The 23606-nt window shown below is 55.9% G+C and carries 23 protein-coding genes; 9 read left to right on the top strand and 14 right to left on the bottom strand.

Going from position 1 to position 23606, the window contains the following annotated elements:
- The first annotated feature begins 29 nt into the window (after positions 1 to 29).
- The gene (locus MLE19_RS09175) at positions 30 to 2150 is read left to right on the top strand and encodes a TonB-dependent siderophore receptor (protein WP_240717878.1); all 2121 of its coding nucleotides are present in this window, start codon (positions 30 to 32) and stop codon (positions 2148 to 2150) included.
- Here the strand turns inward: MLE19_RS09175 and MLE19_RS09170 are convergent.
- The gene (locus MLE19_RS09170; protein WP_240717877.1) at positions 2122 to 3096 is read right to left on the bottom strand and encodes a LysR family transcriptional regulator; all 975 of its coding nucleotides are present in this window, start codon (positions 3094 to 3096) and stop codon (positions 2122 to 2124) included. The genes MLE19_RS09175 and MLE19_RS09170 overlap by 29 nt on opposite strands.
- 158 nt (positions 3097 to 3254) lie before the next feature.
- On the opposite strand from MLE19_RS09170, the gene MLE19_RS09165 reads away from it, so the two are divergent.
- The 7 genes from MLE19_RS09165 to speB are packed head-to-tail and all read left to right on the top strand — an operon-like array spanning position 3255 to position 9385.
- Complete coding sequence (locus tag MLE19_RS09165; protein ID WP_240717876.1) at positions 3255 to 4082, top strand: transporter substrate-binding domain-containing protein; 828 nt, start codon at positions 3255 to 3257, stop codon at positions 4080 to 4082.
- A gap of 49 nt (positions 4083 to 4131) precedes the next feature.
- Positions 4132 to 4788 carry an amino acid ABC transporter permease gene (locus MLE19_RS09160; RefSeq protein WP_240717875.1) on the top strand — a complete coding sequence of 219 codons (657 nt, stop codon included), beginning with the start codon at positions 4132 to 4134 and terminating at the stop codon, positions 4786 to 4788.
- Positions 4789 to 4801: 13 nt separating this feature from the next.
- On the top strand, positions 4802 to 5452 hold the full coding sequence (locus MLE19_RS09155) for an amino acid ABC transporter permease (RefSeq protein WP_240717874.1): 651 nt from the start codon (positions 4802 to 4804) through the stop codon (positions 5450 to 5452).
- A 31-nt stretch (positions 5453 to 5483) separates the two neighbouring features.
- A complete protein-coding gene (locus MLE19_RS09150) occupies positions 5484 to 6302 on the top strand; it encodes an amino acid ABC transporter ATP-binding protein (protein ID WP_276322402.1) in 819 nt (272 codons plus the stop codon).
- A 55-nt stretch (positions 6303 to 6357) separates the two neighbouring features.
- Complete coding sequence (locus MLE19_RS09145) at positions 6358 to 7077, top strand: DUF1989 domain-containing protein (RefSeq protein WP_240717873.1); 720 nt, start codon at positions 6358 to 6360, stop codon at positions 7075 to 7077.
- A 21-nt stretch (positions 7078 to 7098) separates the two neighbouring features.
- Positions 7099 to 8388 (top strand): M20 family metallo-hydrolase, encoded by a 1290-nt coding sequence (locus MLE19_RS09140; protein ID WP_240717872.1) that lies wholly within the window; start codon positions 7099 to 7101, stop codon positions 8386 to 8388.
- A gap of 10 nt (positions 8389 to 8398) precedes the next feature.
- A complete protein-coding gene (speB, locus tag MLE19_RS09135; RefSeq protein ID WP_240717871.1) occupies positions 8399 to 9385 on the top strand; it encodes an agmatinase in 987 nt (328 codons plus the stop codon).
- Positions 9386 to 9447: 62 nt separating this feature from the next.
- Here the strand turns inward: speB and MLE19_RS09130 are convergent, their stop codons facing one another.
- The 6 genes from MLE19_RS09130 to MLE19_RS09105 form a co-directional block, all read right to left on the bottom strand.
- Positions 9448 to 10113 carry a histidine phosphatase family protein gene (locus MLE19_RS09130; RefSeq protein WP_240717870.1) on the bottom strand — a complete coding sequence of 222 codons (666 nt, stop codon included), beginning with the start codon at positions 10111 to 10113 and terminating at the stop codon, positions 9448 to 9450.
- Between the two features lie 135 nt (positions 10114 to 10248).
- Positions 10249 to 11133: a nucleotidyl transferase AbiEii/AbiGii toxin family protein gene (locus tag MLE19_RS09125; protein WP_240717869.1), complete on the bottom strand. Its 885-nt coding sequence runs from the start codon at positions 11131 to 11133 to the stop codon at positions 10249 to 10251.
- Between the two features lie 34 nt (positions 11134 to 11167).
- The gene (abiEi, locus tag MLE19_RS09120; protein ID WP_240717868.1) at positions 11168 to 11707 is read right to left on the bottom strand and encodes a type IV toxin-antitoxin system AbiEi family antitoxin; all 540 of its coding nucleotides are present in this window, start codon (positions 11705 to 11707) and stop codon (positions 11168 to 11170) included.
- Positions 11708 to 11778: 71 nt separating this feature from the next.
- Entirely contained in the window at positions 11779 to 12399 is a 621-nt protein-coding gene (locus MLE19_RS09115; RefSeq protein WP_240717867.1) for a TetR/AcrR family transcriptional regulator, read from the bottom strand.
- Positions 12400 to 12493: 94 nt separating this feature from the next.
- Positions 12494 to 13990 carry a CoA-acylating methylmalonate-semialdehyde dehydrogenase gene (locus tag MLE19_RS09110; protein ID WP_240717866.1) on the bottom strand — a complete coding sequence of 499 codons (1497 nt, stop codon included), beginning with the start codon at positions 13988 to 13990 and terminating at the stop codon, positions 12494 to 12496.
- Between the two features lie 29 nt (positions 13991 to 14019).
- Positions 14020 to 15393, bottom strand: a complete 1374-nt coding sequence (locus MLE19_RS09105; RefSeq protein ID WP_240717865.1) for an aspartate aminotransferase family protein — start codon at positions 15391 to 15393, stop codon at positions 14020 to 14022.
- A gap of 194 nt (positions 15394 to 15587) precedes the next feature.
- Between MLE19_RS09105 and MLE19_RS09100 the strand changes: the two genes are divergently transcribed.
- Positions 15588 to 16856 (top strand): Zn-dependent hydrolase, encoded by a 1269-nt coding sequence (locus MLE19_RS09100; protein WP_240717864.1) that lies wholly within the window; start codon positions 15588 to 15590, stop codon positions 16854 to 16856.
- Positions 16857 to 16883: 27 nt separating this feature from the next.
- Here MLE19_RS09100 and MLE19_RS09095 read toward each other — a convergent pair whose 3' ends face one another.
- The 7 genes from MLE19_RS09095 to frdA are packed head-to-tail and all read right to left on the bottom strand — an operon-like array spanning position 16884 to position 23553.
- Entirely contained in the window at positions 16884 to 18281 is a 1398-nt protein-coding gene (locus tag MLE19_RS09095; protein WP_240717863.1) for an AMP-binding protein, read from the bottom strand.
- Positions 18278 to 19228 carry an o-succinylbenzoate synthase gene (menC, locus tag MLE19_RS09090; RefSeq protein ID WP_240717862.1) on the bottom strand — a complete coding sequence of 317 codons (951 nt, stop codon included), beginning with the start codon at positions 19226 to 19228 and terminating at the stop codon, positions 18278 to 18280. The genes MLE19_RS09095 and menC overlap by 4 nt, the downstream gene beginning before the upstream one ends.
- Entirely contained in the window at positions 19228 to 20088 is an 861-nt protein-coding gene (menB, locus tag MLE19_RS09085) for a 1,4-dihydroxy-2-naphthoyl-CoA synthase (protein ID WP_240717861.1), read from the bottom strand. The genes menC and menB overlap by 1 nt, the downstream gene beginning before the upstream one ends.
- A 46-nt stretch (positions 20089 to 20134) precedes the next feature.
- Positions 20135 to 20545 carry a fumarate reductase subunit FrdD gene (frdD, locus tag MLE19_RS09080; RefSeq protein WP_240717860.1) on the bottom strand — a complete coding sequence of 137 codons (411 nt, stop codon included), beginning with the start codon at positions 20543 to 20545 and terminating at the stop codon, positions 20135 to 20137.
- Positions 20546 to 20547: 2 nt separating this feature from the next.
- On the bottom strand, positions 20548 to 20943 hold the full coding sequence (locus MLE19_RS09075; protein WP_240717859.1) for a fumarate reductase subunit C: 396 nt from the start codon (positions 20941 to 20943) through the stop codon (positions 20548 to 20550).
- A gap of 13 nt (positions 20944 to 20956) precedes the next feature.
- Positions 20957 to 21769 carry a succinate dehydrogenase/fumarate reductase iron-sulfur subunit gene (locus MLE19_RS09070; protein WP_240717858.1) on the bottom strand — a complete coding sequence of 271 codons (813 nt, stop codon included), beginning with the start codon at positions 21767 to 21769 and terminating at the stop codon, positions 20957 to 20959.
- Positions 21766 to 23553, bottom strand: coding sequence for a fumarate reductase (quinol) flavoprotein subunit (frdA, locus tag MLE19_RS09065; RefSeq protein WP_240717857.1), 1788 nt, complete (start codon positions 23551 to 23553; stop codon positions 21766 to 21768). The genes MLE19_RS09070 and frdA overlap by 4 nt, the downstream gene beginning before the upstream one ends.
- Positions 23554 to 23606 lie beyond the last annotated feature (53 nt).

The following is a 23606-nucleotide window of genomic DNA, read 5'->3' as shown; positions in this document are numbered from 1 at the left end:
ACTGACGATAAAAAGGATCTGTACCACCCATGCTCCGCTCCCGAACCATTGCGATGTTTTCGCCGTTGCTACTGCTGAACCCGCTGCCCTATGCCTACTCGCAACAAGCCAACGAGGCCGCTTCAGAAACAGTTTCAGAAACAGTGATAGTCACCTCAGACCGCCTCACTGACGTGGCCCCGCAGAGCTATCGCGCCCAGCGCTCCAGTTTGGCCAGCAAACAGCCGGTGTCGTTTCTGGAAGAAGCCCGCACCGTAGAGACAGTCACTGCCCAGGTAATGGCCGATCATAATATCGACAGCCTCACTGAGGCGATGGCGATGGTCGCGGGGGTGACCGAAGGTAACAATATGGGTGGCACCGAAGACGGCTTTATAAAGCGTGGTTTTGGCAGCAACAGCGATGGCTCGACGCTGATCGACGGCATTCGCCAACCCCGCGGCACCTTCTCCATGGCGACGGTGGATCATGTCGAAGTACTCAAGGGGCCAGCGTCGCTCTTTCAAGGCCAGCAGGATCCTGGCGGGGTGATCAACCTGGTCACCAAACGCCCTGAGTACGAGTGGCAGCGCGAGATCAGCGCCGAAGCCACCTCCCTTGGCGGCGGCAATGCCAGCGTGGATGTCACCGGCCCACTGGCCGATACCGGGCTGGCATTCAGGTTTATCGTCCATCATGAAGACGAAGACTCCTTTCGCGCCTTCGGTAATAACCGACGCACTATCGTTGCCCCTTCACTGCGCTGGAAGGGCAGCAATAGCCGTGCTCAGATCTCCTATGAGTATCGCGACTACGACTTGAATCTAGATCGCGGCACGGTGATTGTCGACGGAGAGCCCGCCAAGGTGCCCAATGACCGCCGTTTCGACGAACCCTGGTCACGGGTATTCGGTCACGACGAAGCCGTCACCGCCTGGTGGGAACAGGATATCAACGACGACTGGTCAACAAGATTGACCTACGGCTGGAACCGCCGCCAGTACAGCGATGGCCAGCCGCGGGTGCTGCGTGTCAATGAAGGCACCGGCGCGCTCACCCGCCGTGCCGATGCCAACTACGGCTTTGATCGCCGCGTACAGTACACCGCTTGGGACACCACAGGCATCGCCACTCTGGCAGGTATGCGCCACGACCTCACTATCGGTGTAGATCATGAGCGCCAACGGGATTATCTGGCCGAGGTGTATCGCGGCACGGCGGTCATCGATCAGAATATATATGACATTAGCTACGGCGGCCTAAACCTGGATAGCGATAGCCTCAGGAGCTCGCTTAGCCAGCGTTTGGATGAGATTAATACCACCGGCGTTTACCTGAATGACCGCTGGCACTTAAGCGAGGCCTGGATACTCGGATTAGGTGGGCGTTACACCCACTACGAGCAGTTTGGTGGACGTGGTCAGAATTTCATTACTGACACAGATATCAGCGACGATATTTTTCTGCCTTTGATCAGTCTGCTGCACCGCCTGACTCCAGATACATCGATTTATGCCAGCTACAGCGAAGCCTTCGTACCAAATGGCGCCGACAGTGACACCGGCCAAACGCTGGACCCTGAGCACAGTATGGGCATTGAAATTGGCGTGAAGCACTTATGGAACGACCAGTTCTCGTTGGCCGCTGCGCTATTTGATATCCGTAAAGAGAATGTGGCCGTTTCCGACAACGGCGTGACCCGCACGGTAGGTGAAGCGGGCTCCAAGGGTTTGGAGCTCACAATTTCCGGCCAGTTGACCGATCAGCTTTCACTGCTAGGCGCTTACGCTTATACCGACACCGAAGTGCTCAAAGATACCGAAGGCACCCAGGGCAACCGGCTGACCAACGCCGCACGGCATACCGCAAGCCTCTACTTGGCGCACGACTTAACCACCGCACCTGGGTTGGGTGGCTGGCGGCTGGGCGGCGGGGTGCGTTATGTGGGTGAGCGCGAAGGCGACGCGGACAATAACTTCCAGTTAGACGCCTACACCGTCGCCGATGCCTTTATCGGCTGGGATACGCCTTGGCTGGGGGACAACCTGCACCTACAGCTTAATGCCAAGGACCTATTCGACACTACTTACTACCCATCAAGCGGCGGCAGCACGCGGGTAGTGGTCGGCGACCCACTGGAAGTTAGTCTGCAGGCGGCGGTGAGGTTTTAAGCGAGGTTTTGAACAGCTCATCCCCTTTATACGCTTCAACCAAATGCGACTGCTGCCACAACCGGGCTACCAGCTCTTGAATGAAAGTACGCACAATTAGCGAGGGCCGTCGACCTGACCGGGTAACCACACAGAACGGCGAGGCGATTTCGACCTGATCCGGCAGCAGCGCTTTGAGTTCGCCTCGCTCGACCCAGTGGTTGGCGTAATAGTGAGGCAAGTTGCCGATAAAGTGGCCACTCAGTATCAGCAGCGCCTGAGCCTCCATATTCGAAGCATGGGCGCCCACCTGGGCGTTAGGAAAGCTTTTAAGCTCTTGCAGGTTGGCATAAGGACGCACCACAAAGGGGTGGTTGATCACCTCATTGACCGTTAACAGGGTGCTGTCGCGGGTAAATAGCGGATGTTTTTTTGCGCAATAAATACCGTGTACTTCGGTATAGACCTGGCGGTGCTGCAAGCCTGCCATTTGCGCGGTTTCCGGCAGGATACCGAGCTGTACTTCACCGTTAGCGATCTCGCCTATTAAGCGGTCAGGACTACCTACCGTAATATTGAGCCGCGCTTTGGGGTTTTTGCGTAGAAACTCGCCAATCACCCCCTGTAGGTCAAGGTCCACATCCATAATGGTGTTATCGACCACGCCTAAACGCAGCGTGCCGTAAACCGAGCTGCGCAGCTCGCTCATCTCGCTATCAAAATCGTCTACCGAAGCAAGCAGCAATTTAGCGCGCTCATACACAATGGCGCCCCGCTCGGTCAGTTCAAACCCCTGCCGCCCCCGGTTGCATACGGTGAACCCCACCCTCTCCTCAAGCGCACGGATATGAAAACTGATGGCGGACTGGCTCATGTGTAGCGCCGTTTGCGCACCGGCGAAACCGCGGTGCTCGGTCACCGCAAGGAATACCGAGAGGCTTTTAAGGTCAGCAGCTGAGAGTTTCATTAGAGTGCTCTACGTTAGTGCAAATCACATCAATAAAATGGGTATGAACATCGAAAACTAGCAGTTTTATTGTTGCATAACGCCTGCTTTACTCAAGGGGTTCTTGCTCAGCAGGCCTTTGCCGCTGATTCGAGTATCACCACCCGAGGAGCATCCCCATGCAACGCATCCACACGATTACCGCAGGCCTCCTACTTGGCGTTAGCTTCGCCACTACTGCTCATAGCGACTTGTTAGACGACATTCGCTCAGATGGCACCTTTACTGTCGGCACTGAAGCGCGCTTCGCCCCTTTTGAATACATTGAAGATGGCGAAATTGTCGGCTACTCCGCCGACATAATGGAACACATCATGGAAGAGCTTGAGGGTGTTGAGCTGATCCGTATGGATCTGCCCTGGCAAGGAATTCTGCCGGGCCTGGAGCGCGAGCGTTTTGACTACGTGATCACCTCGGTCACCGCCACCCCAGAGCGCATGGAGCGTTACCACTTAAGCGCGCCGATTGCCGATGCCACCATGGCGATTCTCAAACGCGCTGGCGAGGATGACATCAGCTCACCTGAAGATATCGCCGGCAAAGTCGCCGCCGCTCAAGCGGGTTCCGCTCAACTGGAAGCACTAGAAGCCTTGGCCGCCGAGCTTGAGGAAGCGGGCACGCCCGTGGAAGATATCCGCACCTACACGGGCGTTGACGAAGCCTACGCCGAGCTGGGCACTGGCCGTGTCGATGTGGTGATCAATAGTCTTCCTAACCTGCTCGAAGCCGAGCGCACCCGCCCAGATGTATTTGAAGTGGTAGGCACCTTCGGTGATCCGGTCTATTTCAGTTGGGCAGGGCGTAATGACGAAGAAAGCGCATCGCTTAACGCCTTCATGGATGAGCAGATCCAACGCCTCAATGAAGACGGCACCCTGGAAGAATTACAAGAGAAGTGGTTCGGCGGCCCAATGGAGCTGCCACTAGAGCTGCCTGCTCCCGAGTAAATCGGCACGAAGTTCGCTAAGCCGATTCTCTTTTTTCTAAGGGTGCATCATGTTTGAGATATTACTCAACCACTACCCTGTGCTGCTTAAAGGCTTGACCACCACTTTGGTGGTCTCGCTTTCCGCCATCGCATTGGGCTTGGTATTAGGCGTTTTGCTGGCCTTTGGTTTGACCAGCCGGTACCGCCTGGTGCGCTGGCCCTGTGGGCTTTACCGCAGCTTTTGGCGTGGCACCCCTATTTTGCTGCAACTGCTGTTGGTCTATTACTTACTCCCAGAAATCGGCATTGAGATAGCGCCTATTCACGCGGCTATTTTGACCTTAACGCTGAATACTACTGCTTTTCAGGCGGAAATTTTCCGCAGTGGTATCAGCCATATTCCCGCAGGGCAAATAGAAGCGGCGCGCATGGCGGGCATCTCCGCTTGGCAAACCCGCAGGCGGATTATTATGCCCCAGGTATTTCGACTGACGCTGCCGCCGTTAACCAACGAGATCATCACTATTCTCAAAAACTCTTCTTTGATCTCAGTAATTGCGGTCACCGAACTCATGCGCGTCAGCGAACAAATTGCTTCGCGCACCTTTCAGCCGCTGGAAACATATTTGGCTGCCGCGCTGCTTTATCTCGCGGTCAATTTGGTGCTGGCACGCATCAGCGCTTACTTAGAACGCCGCATGGTCGGCGGCCTGGCCACAGAATAAGGGAGTGTCCGCTATGTTAGATATTGCCCTGCTCTGGGAAGCGCGAGGCCTGATTCTGCAAGGGTTATGGAACACCCTGTGGATCTGCTTATTAGGCTGCCTAGTAGCGCTTTCATTGGGATTGGTACTGGCAGCGCTGCGGCTGGCCAATCCACGGTTGTTCAGCTACCCGGTGGCCTGCTATGTGGAGATATGCCGCGGCGTGCCGCTGCTGATTCTGCTGTTCCTGCTCTATTACGGCGGCCCCAGCATCGGTTTGACGTTGAGCGCTAGCATCGCTGGCGTTGTTGGAATAGGCCTCTATGGCGCGGGTTACTTTGCGGAAATTTATCGTGGCGGCTTCAAGTCGATTCCGAAAGGGCAGCTTGAAGCGGCACGGATGATCGGCATCTCCCCCTGGCACGCGCTAATACGCATTCAAATTCCTCAAATGGCGCGCTTGATCGTACCGCCCAGCACTAACCAACTCATCATTTTGGTGAAAGAGTCCGCCCTGATTTCAATTATCTCGGTGGACGATCTGACTAAAAATGCGACCACGATCGTTAACCAGACCTTCCAGGTCATTGAACCCTACCTAGCAGTGGCGCTGCTCTACTGGCTAATGATTGAACTGGTTGCCCGGGGCGGCTATGCACTGGAAAAACGCTTAGCTAATCGTTAACCGCGCCAAGTCGCTCAAAAGGATAACTCCCATGCCAACGGCTGACACGCTCTCAGCGCCTACACCTACCCGCCAAAAAGCCATTGTTGAGGCACATGGCATTAGTAAGCAGTTTGGCGAGCTGGAAGTATTGACCAACATCGACTTTAGCCTCGCCCCTTCCGAGGTGGTCTGTGTGATTGGCCCCTCCGGCTCGGGTAAATCGACGCTGCTGCGCTGTTTGGCGTTTTTGGAGCCTTATGATCACGGCAGCGTCTATATCGATGGCCAGTTGTTGGGCTATGAGGACCGCAGCGGTAAACGTGTGCGCACCAGCGAAAAGCGCGTCGATGAAGTGCGCGCCCCGGTCGGCATGGTGTTCCAGCACTTTCATCTCTGGCCCCACCGTACTGCGCTTGAGAACGTGACCGAGGCGCTGCGCTTGGTTAACGGTCTGTCTCGCCGTGATGCCGATGTAGACGGCATGGCGATGCTCGAACAAGTCGGCCTGGCTGATCGTGCTGGCCATTTCCCCGAGAGCCTTTCCGGTGGCCAGAAACAGCGCGTGGCCATTGCCCGGGCGCTCGCCATGAAGCCCAGGGTGATGTTCTTCGATGAACCTACCTCAGCGCTTGATCCTGAGCTGGTCGGTGAAGTGCTGGACGTGATGAAGAAGCTGGCCGCCGATGGCATGACCATGGTGATCGTCACCCACGAGATGGGCTTCGCCGCCAAAGTCGCTGACCGGGTGATCTTTATGGATCAAGGCCGCGTGGTAGAAAGTGGCCCGCCCTCCACGTTATTCCGCCAACCCAAAAGCGAGCGCCTGCAACAGTTTCTGAATACTTGGCGCGAGCGCCATATCGACTGATTCGACAGACAAGCACCGATTAGCTAAAACCATTACGACACACCTGGAGCATCCTATGAGTACTGACACACGCTTTGACCACGCGCGCATTGACCAATTGCCCCACAGCAATAGTGAGCCCTGTGGTCACAATCACACCCTGGACAACCCCATTTCCCCCGATGGCACGCCAGTGCTCGGCGAACGTTACGAAGTCGCCGCCCGCGGCGGCAAGGCAGTTCGCCTAAAGGCCGGGCAAACTATCCGTATTATCAATACTCATGGCACTCAGGTGTGCGATACCTGGGCGTTCAGCACCGCTAACCCCAATGAGTTTATGTCCTGGGAGCATGGCCGCGCCTGGTTGAGTGGGCTGATTCCTCAGGTAGGCGACCCACTGATGAGTAACCGTCGCCGCCCCATTATGACCCTCACCGCCGACACCTCGCCGGGCATTCACGATACGTTGATGGCCGCCTGTGACCTGTTCCGCTATATGACGCTGGGCGTAGAGGGCTATCATGATAGCTGTGCCGACAACCTGCGCTTAGCCATGCAAGCCATTGGCACAGAGGCACCCGAAGTGCCCCAGCCATTCAACCTGTGGATGAATATTCCGGTTAACGCCCAGATGAAAGTCGACTGGTGCCCGCCGGTTTCAAAAGCGGGCGACTATGTTGAGCTACGCGCTGAAATGGACTGTATTGTGGCAATGTCCGCCTGCCCTCAAGACATCATCCCAATCAACGGCGCAGACTGCGTACCCGTCGAGGTGCATTTCGAAGTTTACGAATAACAAACAACCCTGGAGAGCCTAATGTACAGCCACATCAATCATCCAACTGACAGCTCTTTGTTAGATATCAAGGCGATAGCGAGAGCGGTTAACCCAGAGCGTTTAGCCAATGATTTGGCAACGGTGGCCAAATTTGGTGCTCGTTCAGATGGTGGTGTGGCGCGCCTTGCGCTTGACGACAACGATACCCGGGCGCGGCTGTGGCTGATTGAGCAGGCCAGTGCGCTGGGGGCAACGGCAAGCGTAGACGTCATCGGCAATGTGTTTCTTGATATTCCCGGCAGCGACCCTGAGCTTGCTCCCGTGGTTACCGGCAGTCACTTGGATAGCCAACCGGCAGGTGGTAAGTACGATGGCGCACTCGGCGTGCTTGCTGGCCTTGAAGCACTTCGCGCACTTAAACAGGCTGGCTTTGCCCCGCGCCGCCCGCTATCGCTGGTGAGTTGGACCAACGAAGAGGGCGCGCGCTTCTCCCCCGGCACCTCGGGTTCAGCGGTATTTTGCGGCGTGCGCAGCCTCGATGAAACGCGCCAGGTTGAAGACAGCGACGGCGTCAGCCTGGGAAGTGCTTTAGATACTTGCTTGACGGAGCTTGACGCCGCAGGTGTGCCACGCCGCCCATTGGCGTCGCCCATGCACACCTTCCTGGAACTGCATATTGAGCAAGGCCCAATATTGGAGCGCACCGGTGCTTCCGCAGGTGTTGTGGAAGGAATTCAGGGCGTTAGTTGGTTCGAAGTAACCGTAGCAGGAAGTGCCAACCATGCGGGCACTACCCCGCGAGCTATGCGCCGCGATGCGTTAGAGGGCGCCTGTGCACTGGCAACTGCGTTACGGGAAGCCGCGAAAGACAACGAAGACCGGGTGCGCTTTACCATCGGCAAGTTCGCCGTTAGTCCTGGCTCGGTAAACACCATTCCTGACTACGTTTCCTTCAGCATTGATTTACGCCACCCCGAAGCGCTAACGCTCAAAGCGCTGGAAGCCAAATTTAATCAGCTTGCGCAGCAGACCTGGGCGGGCTGCCAAGCAACCCTGACACCGCTATCTCGGGTTGAGCCAGTCGCGTTTCCCGCAACACTGACTGCGTTACTTGATGACACAGCCAATGAACTGGGAATAACCGCACCGAGATTGGTGTCAGGTGCTTTTCATGACGCCATCCACCTCGCCAACCACTGCCCAACGGCAATGCTGTTTGTGCCCTGCCGCGATGGCCTTAGCCACCACCCGGACGAGCATACTGAACTCGATGATGCAGTTGCAGGCACTCAACTACTGGCCGCCAGCTTAGCGAGCCTAACCCGATAAGGAGAGCAAAATGGCCAAGGGCACCGACGGTAATCGCCGCAATGCCGCCACTGGCGAAAGTTACCTACCGCACCAAGAACCACGCTATCGCGAAATAGCCAGCTTCTTGCGTGCACCGCTCGCCGACTCATTGGAGGAGCTTGATATTGCCCTGGTCGGCATTCCGTTTGATGGCGGCGTCAGCAATCGCCCAGGCACCCGCCACGGCCCTCGTGAGATTCGCAACCAGTCGAGCATGATGCGCAGCCTGCATCATGTTACCCGGCTAGACCCGTTTGCTCAGGCACGTATTGCCGACATTGGGGATGTGCGCTTTTCGTCGATCTACGATCTTGAGCAAGTCTCCAATGATATTGCCGCTTATTACAGTGCCATTCGCCGGGCAGGCGTTATCCCGCTAAGTGCCGGTGGCGACCACTCGATTACCTATCCGATTCTGCGTGGTTTAGCGTCCGATGGTCCAGTGGGCCTCATCCATATCGATGCCCACACCGACACGTGGGATGAGTTTCAGGGCTCAAAATTTCACCACGGCGGCCCCTTCCGGCTCGCCTGCGAACATGGCCTGATTGATCCTAAACGCACGGTGCAGATTGGTATTCGCGGCGCACAAAACACCACCCAAGGCTGGGATTATTCTGACGCTAGCGGCATGCGGGTGATGTTTATGGAGGAAGTTGATGCACTTGGGATTGAAGCGGTCATCGCCGAAGCCCGCCGCGTAGTGGGTGAGGGCTCGGTTTATCTCTCGTTCGATATCGATAGCATCGACCCCGCCTTTGCCCCGGGCACCGGCACCCCAGAAGTAGGTGGCCTCACCAGCCTGCAAGCGCTTAAGTTGGTGCGCGGTTTTCGCGGCCTACCAATCATCGGCGCCGATGTGGTGGAAGTCTCTCCACCTTTTGACCAAAGCGGCAATACCGCACTGCTGGGCGCGACCATTATGTATGAGCTGCTGTGCTTGATTGCTGAGCAGGCGGCTACTGATAAAGACTAAGCCCTATGAAGTTTTAGACTTAGACAACATAGGCAACATATCGAACGGTCATCGCGTCAACCCTACGAACAGGGTGGATTACCACCATCAATAGCCGGGACAATTTCCAGAACACCCAGCAGTTTGCTGTCTTCAGACACGCGAGGCTCCAGCACTAGAACGCCAGCTTCCGGCAAACCTGTGCCGGAAACGATGCTTCCGAAAATCATTTGAGCAGGAGTGCGGTGACCAACTAGAACGCGATTTTCTCCTTTCGCCACAGGCTCACTGAACAGACGTCGATGCTCTGACAACACCCAGTCGAGACGCCCACGGGCATAATCATCCGCGAGCAGGCTATCGGTTACGCTGACTCTATCGACGCCGAAAGCCAGTTCAGCGGTATCACGCGCACGGTACACCGGGCCAGACAGGATCGGTTCCGCGATAGGTATTTCGAGTTCCTCAATCCGTTCACCGAGCTGAACCGCTTGTTCGCGTCCTGTTGGTGAGATGTTGCGTTGTCCTGCTCGCCCAGCGCTATAGTTATAGGTGTCGCATTGCTGCCCGGCTGTATCGGCATGGCGAATAAACATCACCAGCCCACCTTCACGCAGGCGACCTAATAGCGCTGCGCCCTCTTCAGATTCGATGTCTAACGTTTGAACTGTTGATTGGGCATAAGCACTTTGAGCACATAAAAGGGCTGTAATAAGCAGAGGGAGAAAACCAACAAGATTTCGTATCATCAGAACATGCCCTCTTTTGTTAACAGTAACTGAAAAACAGGGGTCGTCGTAAAAGGGATTTCGAGTGCTCCTTCAACGCCTCGCCTGATAGCAGACTGAACGACTTTTAAAATCGTTGAGCAGGTAAATTAGTTTTCAAAGCTTAAATTCAGGAGGTCGTGTGTTTGGATCAGGCCCGTCTAGCGCTGCGACAACCGAACTAAGCAACGCTGTGAGTTCTCTCGAAAGAAAGCTAGCAAATAGCGGATTATCCAGCGTTCGCGCCAGCGTGTCAGTGGGTAGAAATCTCGTCATTTCGGAGTGAAAGTCTGTGCCTGAAATGATGTTTGGCAAACGCTCAATCATGCCGCGCGCCTTGGCTGAGTAACCTTCAACGCTATAATCCGAGAGTTTGCGCTGAAGCAAATCAAGATTGAGTGTTGCGCCTTGCTGTTTTAACCACTGCAGATCCCAAATATCCCGGTGGCGTACATACCTTTTCGTATTTACCAACGAGACAAGTTTATCTGCCATGATCTCATCGTCACTCTCAGTGACTACCAAAAGATCGCTATAACCATCCGGCAGAAAAGGATAATTAATCTGTATGGCATGTGCCTCACGAGTGTAGGCAGGAATATTGGCGATCTCCAATTTGATTCGCTGCTTAGGAATGTCTGGGCGCATCGGCGCTGTCACAACAGCAACCTGCCACTTGTCGACACGCACATCGGCGTAGCGAGGATAGTCTCTTAGCTCTTTGGGGGCTTTGAACGTCACCACTAGGCGATAGCGGCGACTGACATACTCTTCAATACATTCTTTTATTTGCAGAAAATCTTGGCGTTTAAAGTCTCGGTCTCCCGCAAAACCCAGGTCTTCACTGAATCGCGGAGATCCCCGGCAAAGCCGCAAGCAAGTCCCACCCTGGAACGTCAGCGTATCTAACAACCCCTCCCGATCAAGAGCATACAAAATATCAAAGTGCAGCAGCTCCTTTTCAATCACCGGACGCATCGCTTTACGCGCTGGATCCTCCATTGCCCTCGCCACTAGCTGTTCATAATCACCAGGCTCAATCCGGCTCATTTAGCACCTCGACATCCACTAAGTGGTTATTTCTCCCTACACGTTTTAGATCAGCCCAAGCGGCTTCTGGCGTCGCAATCTTGAGAGGGCGGCCAATATCCTTCATGCGGCCCATAAGTTCGGTGATTGGGCGCCGCGTGTGGGTAAACTCGATGGTGCCATAAGGTGTCCGGTAGGTTCCCTTTCGGCCGGTCGTCATAATCGTCAGTCGATCAACCGGAATCTGTGAGATAGCGCCATATTCAGATAAGGCAGACTCTAAAGAAACATAGCTGTATTCGCCCCGGCGCATGGCTCGAGCGATACGCTCCAGCCGATAAGCGTCTGGGGTTCGAGATAGCACATAGTGATAGATACCCCGCGCAACACCCTCAAGTACCCCATGACGACGGAGGCGGTTCACGCCCTCTTGCAGCGTTTTCGGGCTATCTTCATGGAACAGTTTGGCGAGATCTCGCAGCGTGAAGACAGTGCGCCCCTGATGATCCCAAGCATCCAAGCGTTGGCGAGCGATCATTTGATCCATAAGTAGACACCTAAACTATATAACCATAGTCTAGGTGTCTACTTATAAGCTTTCAAGCCATCTTTTCTCAGCTATGCCGTCAGCCCAATGCCCTTCAAAATCACCGAAGTCACCGACTGAACGGCTTTTTCAAACTGCAGGTCGTCCAGCGGTTGGTTATCGTTGAGCAGGTAGATTTGGTAATCAAAATCGGCGTAGTGCTGGGTGGAGGCCCAGATCATATAGAGCAGATAGGAAGGCTCGACGGGATTGATCTGCCCGGACTCCACCCATTCACGAATTTTCGACTCTTTGAGCTTGGCCCATTCGTAGAGGTTATCGCGCAGGCGCTCCTTAAGGATCGGGGCGCCCTGCATCACTTCGGCCGCCCATACTTTTGAGCCGTGGGCGCGATTGCGGGAGTGGGTCATCTTGGCGCGGATATAGCTGGAAAGTACCACGCGGGGGTCATCGAAGAGCTCAAAGCAGAGCGCGTCCTGCTTCCATACCTCTAAAAGCTCTAGCAATACATCTTGGTAGAGTGCTTTTTTGGTGGAGAAGTAGTAGTGAACGTTAGACTTGGGAATATCGGCCAGATTGGCGATTTCACCCATGGAGGCACCGGCGTAGCCTTTTTCGGCGAATAGCTGCTCCGCTGCCAAAAGTATCTTTTTAACGTTGGTTTGCCGAATTTCGTCCTGAGTTCGCGCCACGGTGCCTTTATTCCTTACAGCTAAAGTAAACGACCAAAAAAAGCACCACCGCAGTGCGGTGGTGCTGAGAAGATGTCCTAGTTACCCCAAGACGTCAACTTTGATTGGCGGGGAACGAGAACTCCGCCGTTGTCGCTTCGCTAACCGACGGCCAGCGTTGGGAAACCGCTTTGCGCCGGGTATAGAAACGCACTGAATCCGGGCCGTAGGCGTGAAGATCACCAAACAGCGAGCGCTTCCAACCACCAAAGCTGTGGTAGGCCACCGGTACTGGCAGCGGCACGTTTACCCCGACCATGCCCACTTCTACACCATCGGTAAAGCGCCGAGCGGCTTCGCCATCGCGGGTGAACAGGCAGGTGCCATTGCCGTACTCATGGTCGTTAATCAGTTGCATGGCATCATCCAGGCTGCCAACTCGAACCACACAAAGTACCGGGCCAAAGATCTCTTCCTGGTAGATGCGCATCTCGGCGGTGACGTTATCGAACAGGCAGCCACCCACGAAGTAGCCCTCCTCGTAACCAGCGACTTGCAGATCACGACCATCGGCGACCAACGTTGCCCCGGCTTTCACTCCATCTTCGATAAAACTTAGCACTTTATCCCGGTGCTCTGCCGTTACAAGCGGTCCCATATCCAGATCTTTTTTAGTGCCGGGGCCGACTTTTAACTGAGCAATTTTAGGCAGCATGGTTTCGACTAAGCGATTGGCCGTTTTATCACCGACACATACCGCCACCGAAATTGCCATGCAGCGCTCGCCGCAGCTACCAAATGCTGCGCCCATTAGCGTATTGGCGGCGTTTTCCAGGTCGGCATCCGGCAGCACGACGGCGTGGTTTTTCGCCCCGCCCAAGGCCTGAACGCGTTTACCAGCAGCGGAGCCACGCGAGTAAATCGCTTCCGCTACGGGCGTTGAGCCAACAAAGGAAATGGCTTTAACCGCTTTGGAGTCCAGCAGCGTTTCTACCGCTTCGCGACCGCCGTGAATCACATTCATCACGCCTTTAGGAAGCCCCGCCTCTTGAAGTAGTTCAGCTACCGCCATGGCTGATGAAGGGTCTTTTTCTGAAGGCTTAAGGATGAAGGTGTTACCGCAGGCGATCGCCATGGGATACATCCATAGCGGCACCATGGCGGGAAAGTTAAACGGCGTAATGCCCGCCACCACGCCTAAGGGCTGGAAGTTAGACCAGGCATCAATGCCCGGCCCTACGTTGTGGGAGTATTCACCTTTAAGCAGTTCTGGCACGCCGCAGGCATACTCGACGTTTTCGATGCCACGCTTAAGCTCGCCCATGGCGTCTTCAGGGGTTTTACCATGCTCTTCGCTGACCAGTTGTACTAAACGGTTAGCGTTATCTTCAAGCAACTGTTTAAAGCGATACATTACCTGGGCGCGCTTAGCAGGCGGGGTATCGCGCCAAGCGGGAAATGCCGCCTGGGCGGCAGAAATGGCACGCTCTACGTCGGCAGCATTGGCATCCGCCACTTGGCGAATCACTTTGCCCGTTGAGGGATTAGTCACATCCAGCGTGCGCTGGCTTCGAACTAATTCACCGTTAATCAGGTGGGAAACATCACTCATTTTTAAACTCTCTGAAGTTGATCAGTAGATTATGCTAACGAATCCAAGGTGGTCGCCACGGCGTCGAACAGGCGCTCAAGCTCGGCTTCGTTGGTGCCAAACGGAGGGCCAAACTGCAGCGTGTCGCCGCCGTAGCGCACATAGAACCCCGCTTCCCAGAGCGCCATGTGCGCATCCCGTGGCCGAATAATGGGGTCGCCGTCTCGCGGCGTTAGCTGAATCGCCCCTGCCAAACCATAATTACGAATATCAACGACGTGATTGCGACCTTGCAGGGCGTGAAGTTTCTGCTCAAAGGCGGGCGCGATGGCGCTAACCTGAGCGGGGAAGTTTTCACGCTCCATCATTTCAAGCGCCGCTAGACCCGCCGCGCAAGCCACCGGGTGGGCGCTATACGTATAACCATGGGAGAACTCGACGGCATGCTGGGGGCCACCAGCGTGCATAAAGGTGTCGAAAATCTCGCTGGAAGCTATTACCGCACCCATAGGAATGGCGCCGTTTGTAATCTGCTTGGCCACGTTCATGATATCCGGCGTCACGCCAAAGGCTTCCGCGCCTGTGGTCGCGCCACTGCGCCCAAAGGCAGTGATCACTTCATCGAAAATGAGCAGAATATCGTGAGCGGTACAGATTTCGCGCAGCCGATCCAGATAGCCTTTAGGTGGCACAATGACGCCCGCCGAGCCAGACATCGGCTCAACAATCACCGCTGCAATAGTAGAGGCATCGTGAAGGGCAATTTGGTCAAGCAGCGCATCGGCAAGTTCGGCACCGGTTTCCGCTTGGCCACGGGTGTAAGCGTGGCCCGCTTGGAGAGTGTGCGGTAGGTGCGATACATCCAGCAACTGACCGTAGTGTTTACGGTTGCCACCGATACCGCCCAGGCTGGTACCACCGATATTCACCCCGTGATAGCCCTTGGCACGGCCAATCATGCGGGTTTTCTCAGGCTTACCTTTTAACCGCCAGTAGGCCTTGGCCATTTTGACAGAGGTATCAGCGGCTTCTGAACCCGAATTGGTGAAAAACACATGGTCAAGCCCAGCAGGTGTGAGGCTAGCGACTTTTTCCGCAAGCTTGAACGCCAGCGGATGGCCAAGCTGAAAACCTGGCGCAAAATCGAGGCTGCCTAACTGCGCTGACACGGCCTTTTGGATCTCTTCGCGGTTATGCCCCGCGCCGCAAGTCCATAGCCCGGAAAGCGAATCAAATAGCTTACGGCCCTGGTCATCAATGTAGTAACGCCCTTCCGCCCCAGCGATCACACGCGGATTGGCATGGAAATCGCGGTTGGCGCTGAACGGCATCCAGTAGTGCTGGTTGAGTGCTGTTTTAGACGACGTATCTGCTGATGAGGTACGCGAGGCTTTAGGTGTCGTTTTGCTTTTAATTCCAAACATGGTGTCTAGCTCCATCGCTATGAGACATGGTCTCAGCATGCGCCACCACACACGTTTATAAAATTACGCTTTTCTTTTGTTCACGTTAGAGAATGTATACGTATCACTGGCTTTTTTGTCTCTACTCTAGCAATGAGCCAAATAATAAATCGGGGAGTCGCCAGCTTCTTCCGTGCTCAATAAAAGGAATTGATATGAACTCGCTTATTGAACCGAAAATCGCCATCGCTGACTTACGCACTGACAGCGATCGACTTTGGGAATCGCTTATGGAGTTGGCCAAGCTAGGTGCCACAGCCAAAGGCGGCGTTAACCGTCAGGCGCTCACCGATTTAGAACGCCAGGGGCGGGATCTGTTTATTCAATGGTGCCGCGCTGAAGGCTGCACGATTCGCATCGATAATATCGGCAATATTTTTGCTCGTCGAGAAGGCAGCGACCCTAACGCCAAAACCGTGATGGCGGGCAGTCACCTGGATAGCCAGCCTACCGGCGGCAAGTACGACGGCTGCTTTGGTGTACTCTCCGGCTTAGAAGTGATTCGCACCCTTAACCAGCACAAAATCACTACTCAGTCTCCTATTGAAGTTGTCGCCTGGACCAATGAAGAAGGCTGCCGCTTCCCACCCTGCATGATGGGTTCCGGTGTGTTCAGCGGCGTGCTCGAATTTGACGCCATGATGACGCGCACCGACGCCGATGGCGTGACGGTAAGCGATGCTCTAGACGCCATCCATTACCGCGGTAGCGATAGCGTTTCGCCAAGCGAGATAAAAGCCTACTTTGAGCCGCACATTGAGCAGGGGCCAATTCTTGAGGATACAGACACCACGATTGGCGTAGTGATCGGCGGGCTTGGTCAGAAGTGGTTTGATTTAACCCTGACCGGACTTGAAGCCCACGCGGGTCCTACTCCCATGAACCTACGCCGCGACGCCATGATGGGCGCAGCAGAGGTTACCCAAGCGCTTAACCGTATTGCCCATGACTATCAGCCCCACGGGCGCGGCACGGTCGGCTGTATGACCCTGCACCCAGGTTCACGTAACGTGATTCCCGGCCAAGTCAAAATGACCTTGGATATGCGCCACTGGGAGCCTGAAGCGCTTATCGCGATGGGCCAGGAGGTGACCGCTGCAGTGGAGGAAATTTGCCAACGTCATGGGCTGGAGTATGAATTAACCCCCACGGCTGACTTTGCCCCGGAACACTTCAATAAGGAATGTGTTGATGCGGTGCGTGAAGGAGCGGAGAAGCTCAACCTATCGCACATGGATATCATCAGCGGCGCAGGCCACGATGCGATGTTTATTGGCCGCGTAGCACCGGCCGCGATGATCTTTATTCCCTGCAAAGATGGCATAAGCCATAACGAGATCGAAAGCGCCACGCCGGAGCACGTCCATGCAGGGTGTAACGTTCTGCTCCACGCGATGCTGGAAGCTGCTGGCCTAGCGGAATAAATCTTAGGTCACCAATAGATCGCGTCGTTAAACGGCAGAATTCACGTGTGCCCGCGCAAGCTCAGCAAAATGCTTGCGGGAAGGTTTAAAGCCTACCCCAGGCGGCCAAGCTAACCAGGCATCGGGCACCATAAAGCCGGGCAGTGCCTCACGCACCCAGGCGCTTAGCGTCTGCCCGGTTGCGGCCTCCCCGTGCCAATCAATAAACGCCACCGGGCGCTCGCCCCACTCGGGGTGGGGTACGGCTACCACCAGCGCCTGGGCAATGCCGGGGTGGTCAACCAAGCGCTGTTCTATACTTTCCGGTTGGATATTTTCGCCCCCGGAAATAAAACCGTTATCGAGCCGCCCTTCCACCACCAGCGCCCCGTCCACATTGAAATGGCCCTTATCCCGGGTGGCAAACCAGCCTTCGTCGTTGAGGGCTGGATCAACCTCGCCATTGCTCAAATAGCCGCAGAATAGAGTTTCGCCGCGCAGCTGAATTTCCCCATCGACCACCCTGACCTCACGGCCCGGCAATGGCCTGCCAACGACGCCCGGTGCAGTAGGAATGCCAGTGCAGACTTGGCTGGCCATCTCGGATAGCCCATAGCTAACTTTCGGTGTTAGTCCCAGCGCGACCATCCGCGCCACCAATGGCGCTGGAATCGCCGCGCCGCCCAGCAGCAGTTCCCGCAACTGAGTGCGCTGGGGCGAAAAGCCCGCTTGCAGCAACCGCCAGAGCTGGGTGGGCACCAATGAAAGATGACTAATCGCCTGCTGCTCAAGGCGCTCTGCAAATGACTGGGGAGCATCGTCGAGGATCACACGCCCACCGGCAAGAAAGACACGAAACGGGATCGCGTAGCCGCCAATATGAAACAGCGGCAGTGATAGCAGCCAGCCACTTTTTTGGTCAACGGGAATAAACGACGCCGACCCACTGGCAGAGGCCAAATGATTCCCCACGCGGTGCAGCACTGCCTTGGGCGTACTGCTGGAACCGGAGGTGAAAATCGTGTTGCACAGCTGGCTGCCACCCAGCACCGAAGTCTCACCCACATCAGCTTCCGCCAGGAAATCGAGGGTAATCGGCGTTAGCTCGGCAGGGTAATGATGGTCACTCTCCGTTTGGCAAACCCGCTCAGCCTGCAAACGTTTGGCCAGAGTGAGCTGCTGGGAAATAGGGGACGCAGGATTCAGCGGACAAAAAATAACCCCTGCTCGCAAGCAGGCCCACGCCAACAGTAGGGATTTAAGCGAGCCTTTGGCGGGCACCACTAAGCGATCACCGGGCACAAAACCTACACGCGCAAGCTGCTGCGCTAAAGACGCCACCCGGCGATTGAGCGTTCGGTAGCTAAGGCGCACAGAGCCAGCCTCTATCGCAATATGCTCGGGGGTCTCTTTCGCCCAGTAGTGGATAGGGCAGGTATCTATCACGCTGAATTTTCCATTTTAAAGAGACAGTGCATGTTTTCTGTCATCACTTCGCCTGCGGCAGAGGTAACTCGCTCAGCTAACCAATGCCCCGTATCCAGTCCCGGCGGCTCATTGGGCGTCCACTCGCTTGCTAGGCGGGCAAGCTGCCCAAGGCCTAGATCAGACTCAAAGCTGGAAGAGATAACTACACGCAGATTATCCGCTCGAGCTCGTTGCACGAGTGCTTGGCAGGCATTTAGCGAGCCAATCAAGGTGGGTTTGATCACCAGGGCTTTAAGCTGTGGGTGATAATACCAAGCGTCTTGGCGAGATAGCGTTTCGTCCAGAGCAATGGATACTCCCGTTGCCTCGGCCACGGCGATGCTGTCCGCAAAAGCGGCGCAGGGCTCTTCCAGGTAGTCGATATGGTCAAGGGGAAGACACGTGCAGAAACGCTGAGCCTCTTCCCGCGTCCAGCCGCCATTGGCATCCAGAATCAGTTGGGCGGAGGGTAGCCGAGTAGCCAGCTGGTTAATCAGCGCCAGCTCCTCCTCCATAGCATAGCGCGCCACTTTTAGTTTGAGCCGAGTCGGCGGTAAATCCCCCCATCCGGCTACGATATTATCAAGATTGCCTAACAGCGCCGCAGGCGCCCCTTGGAGCAGTGGATAGGGGCGCAAAAGTGGGGAAAGAATTGCAGGCCATTGGCGCTGGGCGCAGTCGAACCCAAACTGCACTGAAGGTAGCGTTGGTGTGGCTTTATCACCGCGCTTTATAGCAGCAAGGCAGGCCAGGCTTTCAGCTTCCGCCTCGGCGAGGGTTTCTGTGGAGAAGCCAGGCAGCGGGGCTATCTCGCCCCACTGGCCGTTGATCGTTACTAGCAGCCCTTCTCTCCTGGCCAGCCGTATACCTTTAAACATCAGCGGCTGGCGAAACGGTAGAGTGTAGCGGTAAAGCGCCAGCTGCATTACGGGTTGCGCGGGTAGCGGGAGAAATCCGGGCGGCGCTTTTCGTTAAAGGCGTTACGCCCCTCCTGCCCCTCTTCGGTCATATAGAAGAGCATAGTAGCGTTGCCCGCCAGCTCCTGAAGCCCGGCTTGCCCGTCGCAGTCGGCATTGAGTGCGGCTTTCAGGCAGCGCAGTGCCATAGGGCTATTCTGCAGCATTTCACGGCACCAGCGTACGCTCTCTTTTTCAAGCGCTACCAGGGGTACCACATGGTTGACCAGCCCCATTTCAAGCGCTTGGGCGGCATCGTACTGGCGGCACAGAAACCAGATTTCCCGGGCCTTTTTCTGGCCCACAATGCGCGCCATATAAGAGGCGCCGTAGCCGCCATCGAAGGAGCCGACTTTAGGGCCGGTCTGGCCAAAAATGGCGTTATCGGCGGCGATGGTCAGGTCGCACATCATATGCAGCACATGGCCGCCGCCAATGGCATAACCGGCCACCATGGCGATAATCGGCTTAGGGCAGGTGCGAATATCGCGCTGGAAGTCCAACACGTTAAGGTGGTGGGCGCCCTCTTCGTCCTGGTAACCGCCGTAGTCGCCACGAATACGCTGGTCGCCACCGGAGCAGAACGCTTTGTCGCCTGCACCGGTGATAATAATCGCGCCAATGGCGCTATCGTAACGTGCCCGACTTAGTGCCTGTATCATCTCGCTAACCGTTAGCGGACGAAAGGCGTTGCGCACCTCTGGCCGGTTGATGGTAATACGTGCAATGCCATCGGCGGTGGTGTGGTACAAAATATCCTGATAGCCATCGGAGTGATCCTGCCACTCTACCGGTGCATAGAGTTCTGTTTCAGTGAGTCCGTTGATCATGCCACTCTCTTTTATCTGTTGGGACGAAATGCTGACAGCGAACCGTTTAGCTCAGCATGCCCGCCACGACTACGCCCAGCGCCAACAAGCTCAGTAGCGCAGCACTACCGTACATCAGCTTTTTATTGAGTGCGTCATTGCCCACGCTGATATCAAACATCCCATGGCGCAGGCGGTGGGCGGCATGGAATAGCGGTAGACAAACCACCGCCCCAACAAATAGAAAGCCCGGCACGCTAAACAGCAGCGAAGATGCCCGCTCATAGCTCAGCTCCTCAGCGGGTAGCAGGCCCAGGGGCAGTAGAACGGCGATAAACAGAATCACGGCGGGCAGTAAAATGGCGAAACAGACGCCGCCCGCGCTAAACAGTCCCCACCAAAGCGGCTCATCAAAGGCTTGTTTATGCTGAGCACTATTTTGGCCCATGCTTGGCTTATTCATGGCTATTTTGTTCATGTTCAGCCCCTCCCCAATAGCCAGAAAAATAGCAGCGCGACCACTACAACTCCCGCCCACTGCCCGGCAACAATGACTTGATCGGGCAGGCTATGCCCAGCGATGCGAATCGGCATCACCCTCGGGAACAGCACAAAGAAAGTGGCGGCGTGGTATAGGCTGGCAGCCAAGGCCAAAAGATTCAGTAGCAGCACGATGGGGGAACCCATAAAGGCAATCCACCCCTGCCAGCTCTCCGCCCCTTGCAGCAGGGCAACCATACCGGCGAGTAAACAGAGCGTGAAAAACACCAGCGGTAGCACCGTGGCTTCACGCAGCATATAGAGCTTAAAAAAACGGTGCTTTAGCCACCAGTTACGTTTCAGCGGTGGCAGGCGTTGCGATGATGATTTATCCATGATGTTCCTCCTCCTACCCTTTAAACAACGCAATAAGCGTATGTTTAGCAGCCTCGACCTTGCCTTGATTTACCGCAGCGGCAGGGTCAACGTTTTTGGGGCACACCTTCGAGCAGAAGCCCACAAAGGTACAGCTCCATACGCCGTCGTGGCGGTTAAGCTCGGCCATGCGCTCTTTTTTGCCACTGTCGCGGCTGTCCAGGTTGTAACGGTGAGCCAGCGTTAGCGCTGCCGGGCCGAGGAACTCTTGATTAAGCCCAAACTGCGGGCAGGCGGAGTAGCAAAGCCCACAGTTGATGCAGTTAGCGAACTGCTTGTAGCGCTCCAGTTGCTCCGGCGTCTGGCGGTAGGTTTCCGGCGCATTGGGGTCGTAGGGTTTTACCGGGTTATCGTCAATCAGATAGGGCTTCACCGCCGCCAAGTGCTCAAGGAAGATCGCCATATCTACCACCAAATCCCGCTGTACCGGAAAGTGGGCCAGCGGCTCGATACGAATATCGCCCTCGTAATCGCGCAGGAAGGTTTTGCAGCCCAGTTTAGGGATGCCGTTAACCATGACCCCGCAGGAGCCACAAATCGCCATACGGCACGACCAGCGATAGCTCAGCGTGCTATCAAGCTGCTCTTTGATATGGTTGAGGGCATCCAGCAGCGAGGTGCTGTCATCCACCGGTAGGTCATACTCTTGCCAGAACGTCTCAGTTGAGGAGTCCGGTAGGTAGCGTTTGACGCTGATGTGCTTGGTTTTGGTGTGATTAGTACTGATGTTATTCGCGCTGGTGTTATCAGTGCTAACACGCTTGGCAGTGATTTGATCGGTGCTCATGCCTTACTCCCTTTACCCGCATCGCCATAAGCCCGCTCAGCCGGGGCAGAAAACCGCACATCAACGTCCTGCCAGCGCAGCTCGGCATGAGCATCGCCTTGGTAGAACACCTGGCTGTGCTTGAGGTAGTTAACGTCATCGCGTTTTTGCATACCCTCGTCCAAGCGCTGGTGGGCGCCGCGGGATTCACGGCGCTCAAGCGCGCCCAAACAGGAGGCTTCGGCAATATCCAGGCCGCACTCCAGCTCCAAACACTCCAGTAGCTCGGTATTAAAAATCTTGCTGGTATCGTTAACGCGAACTTTATTAAAGCGCGCACGCAGCTCGCGCATGGTATCCAGAGAGTGGCGCATGCCCTCTTCGGTACGGTAAATCCCGCAGCCGCTCTCCATGGCCTGCACCATAGCGTGCTTGAGCTCTACCCAGTTCTCGGCACTGCCGGTGCCATCACATAGACGCAGCAGCTTGGCTTGCTGGCGATCCCCCTGGGCTTCCAGCAGGCGTTCATCGGCCCACTCGGTTTGCGCCGCGCGCTGACTGGCCTGTTCACCGGCCAGGCGGCCAAATACCAATAGCTCACTTAACGAGTTTGAGCCCAGGCGGTTGGCACCGTGAAGGCCCACCGAAGCGCACTCCCCGGCGGCATAGAGCCCGGCGATGGTGGTTTCACACTGTGGGTTGGTTTCAATGCCGCCCATGGTGTAGTGCACCGCCGGACGAATAGGAATCGGCTCTTTCACCGGGTCGACATTGACATAGGACTTGGCCAGCTCGCAGATAAACGGCAGGCGCTCCAGAATGGTTTTTTCGCCCAAGTGGCGCAGATCAAGATAAACCACATCGCTGTCACCATACTTGCCGGTGCGGCCTGCCTGCTGCTCCTGCCAGAAGGCCTGGGAGAGCTTGTCCCTCGGGCCCAGTTCCATGTACTTGTTTTCCGGTTTGCCAAGCGGGGTTTCCGGGCCAAGGCCGTAATCCTGTAGATAGCGATAGCCATCTTTATTGAGCAAAATGCCACCTTCGCCCCGGCACGCTTCAGTAATCAAAATGCCTGAACCAGGTAAGCCAGTGGGGTGATACTGAACAAACTCCATATCCCGCAGCGCCACGCCGTGACGGTAGGCCATTGCCATCCCATCGCCGGTGACAATGCCCGCATTGGTATTAAAGCGGAACAAACGCCCCGCGCCGCCGGTGGCGAGCACTACCGCTTTGGTACGCAGCAGAATCAGCTCACCGGTGGCAATTTCCAGGGCAATCACACCAATCACAGCGCCTTCGTGGACGGCCAGGTCGAGCACAAAGTACTCATCGAAGCGCTCGATCTCGGGGTATTTGAGGGAAGTTTGAAACAGGGTGTGGAGCATATGAAAGCCGGTCTTATCGGCGGCAAACCAGGTGCGGGCGGTTTTCATGCCCCCAAAGCGGCGTACCTGCACTTCGCCGTCATCCTTGCGACTCCATGGGCAGCCCCAGCGCTCCATCTGCACCAGCTCTTGATAGGCGTGGTGGACAAAGTAGTCGACGACGCCCTGCTCAACCAGCCAGTCACCGCCGGATACCGTGTCGTCAAAGTGCGCTTGGTGGGAATCTTCTGGGCTGGTAACCGCAGCCGCCCCGCCTTCAGCAGCCACAGTATGGGAGCGCATGGGATACACCTTGGAGAGCAGCGCAATACGTTGAGGCGTTTTGTGTTCCTTGGCGTGCTCAGCAGCCGCGATAGCAGCACGCAAGCCTGCACCTCCCCCACCCACAATCACGATATCGAAATCTCGCTGCTGCATGACAATCCCTTCCCTTTGCTAGGTTCAAAGGTCGCAGGTGCGACGCTCTTCGA

Origin of the sequence: Vreelandella neptunia (assembly GCF_022489065.1) — a bacterium.
GTDB lineage: Bacteria > Pseudomonadota > Gammaproteobacteria > Pseudomonadales > Halomonadaceae > Vreelandella > Vreelandella neptunia_A.
Note: the sequence above shows the minus strand (reverse complement) of the source record. Positions and strands in the feature narration are given on the sequence as shown.

Excerpts from the sequence above, each read along its gene's own strand:
- MLE19_RS09175 (WP_240717878.1), top strand. The coding sequence starts at position 30 with ATGCTCCGCTCCCGAACCATTGCGATGTTTTCGCCGTTGCTACTGCTG.
- MLE19_RS09170 (WP_240717877.1), bottom strand. The coding sequence starts at position 3,096 with ATGAAACTCTCAGCTGCTGACCTTAAAAGCCTCTCGGTATTCCTTGCG.
- MLE19_RS09165 (WP_240717876.1), top strand. The coding sequence starts at position 3,255 with ATGCAACGCATCCACACGATTACCGCAGGCCTCCTACTTGGCGTTAGC.
- MLE19_RS09160 (WP_240717875.1), top strand. The coding sequence starts at position 4,132 with ATGTTTGAGATATTACTCAACCACTACCCTGTGCTGCTTAAAGGCTTG.
- MLE19_RS09155 (WP_240717874.1), top strand. The coding sequence starts at position 4,802 with ATGTTAGATATTGCCCTGCTCTGGGAAGCGCGAGGCCTGATTCTGCAA.
- MLE19_RS09150 (WP_276322402.1), top strand. The coding sequence starts at position 5,484 with ATGCCAACGGCTGACACGCTCTCAGCGCCTACACCTACCCGCCAAAAA.
- MLE19_RS09145 (WP_240717873.1), top strand. The coding sequence starts at position 6,358 with ATGAGTACTGACACACGCTTTGACCACGCGCGCATTGACCAATTGCCC.
- MLE19_RS09140 (WP_240717872.1), top strand. The coding sequence starts at position 7,099 with ATGTACAGCCACATCAATCATCCAACTGACAGCTCTTTGTTAGATATC.
- speB (WP_240717871.1), top strand. The coding sequence starts at position 8,399 with ATGGCCAAGGGCACCGACGGTAATCGCCGCAATGCCGCCACTGGCGAA.
- MLE19_RS09130 (WP_240717870.1), bottom strand. The coding sequence starts at position 10,113 with ATGATACGAAATCTTGTTGGTTTTCTCCCTCTGCTTATTACAGCCCTT.
- MLE19_RS09125 (WP_240717869.1), bottom strand. The coding sequence starts at position 11,133 with ATGGAGGATCCAGCGCGTAAAGCGATGCGTCCGGTGATTGAAAAGGAG.
- abiEi (WP_240717868.1), bottom strand. The coding sequence starts at position 11,707 with ATGGATCAAATGATCGCTCGCCAACGCTTGGATGCTTGGGATCATCAG.
- MLE19_RS09110 (WP_240717866.1), bottom strand. The coding sequence starts at position 13,990 with ATGAGTGATGTTTCCCACCTGATTAACGGTGAATTAGTTCGAAGCCAG.
- MLE19_RS09105 (WP_240717865.1), bottom strand. The coding sequence starts at position 15,393 with ATGTTTGGAATTAAAAGCAAAACGACACCTAAAGCCTCGCGTACCTCA.
- MLE19_RS09100 (WP_240717864.1), top strand. The coding sequence starts at position 15,588 with ATGAACTCGCTTATTGAACCGAAAATCGCCATCGCTGACTTACGCACT.
- menC (WP_240717862.1), bottom strand. The coding sequence starts at position 19,228 with ATGCAGCTGGCGCTTTACCGCTACACTCTACCGTTTCGCCAGCCGCTG.
- menB (WP_240717861.1), bottom strand. The coding sequence starts at position 20,088 with ATGATCAACGGACTCACTGAAACAGAACTCTATGCACCGGTAGAGTGG.
- frdD (WP_240717860.1), bottom strand. The coding sequence starts at position 20,545 with ATGAACAAAATAGCCATGAATAAGCCAAGCATGGGCCAAAATAGTGCT.
- MLE19_RS09075 (WP_240717859.1), bottom strand. The coding sequence starts at position 20,943 with ATGGATAAATCATCATCGCAACGCCTGCCACCGCTGAAACGTAACTGG.
- MLE19_RS09070 (WP_240717858.1), bottom strand. The coding sequence starts at position 21,769 with ATGAGCACCGATCAAATCACTGCCAAGCGTGTTAGCACTGATAACACC.
- frdA (WP_240717857.1), bottom strand. The coding sequence starts at position 23,553 with ATGCAGCAGCGAGATTTCGATATCGTGATTGTGGGTGGGGGAGGTGCA.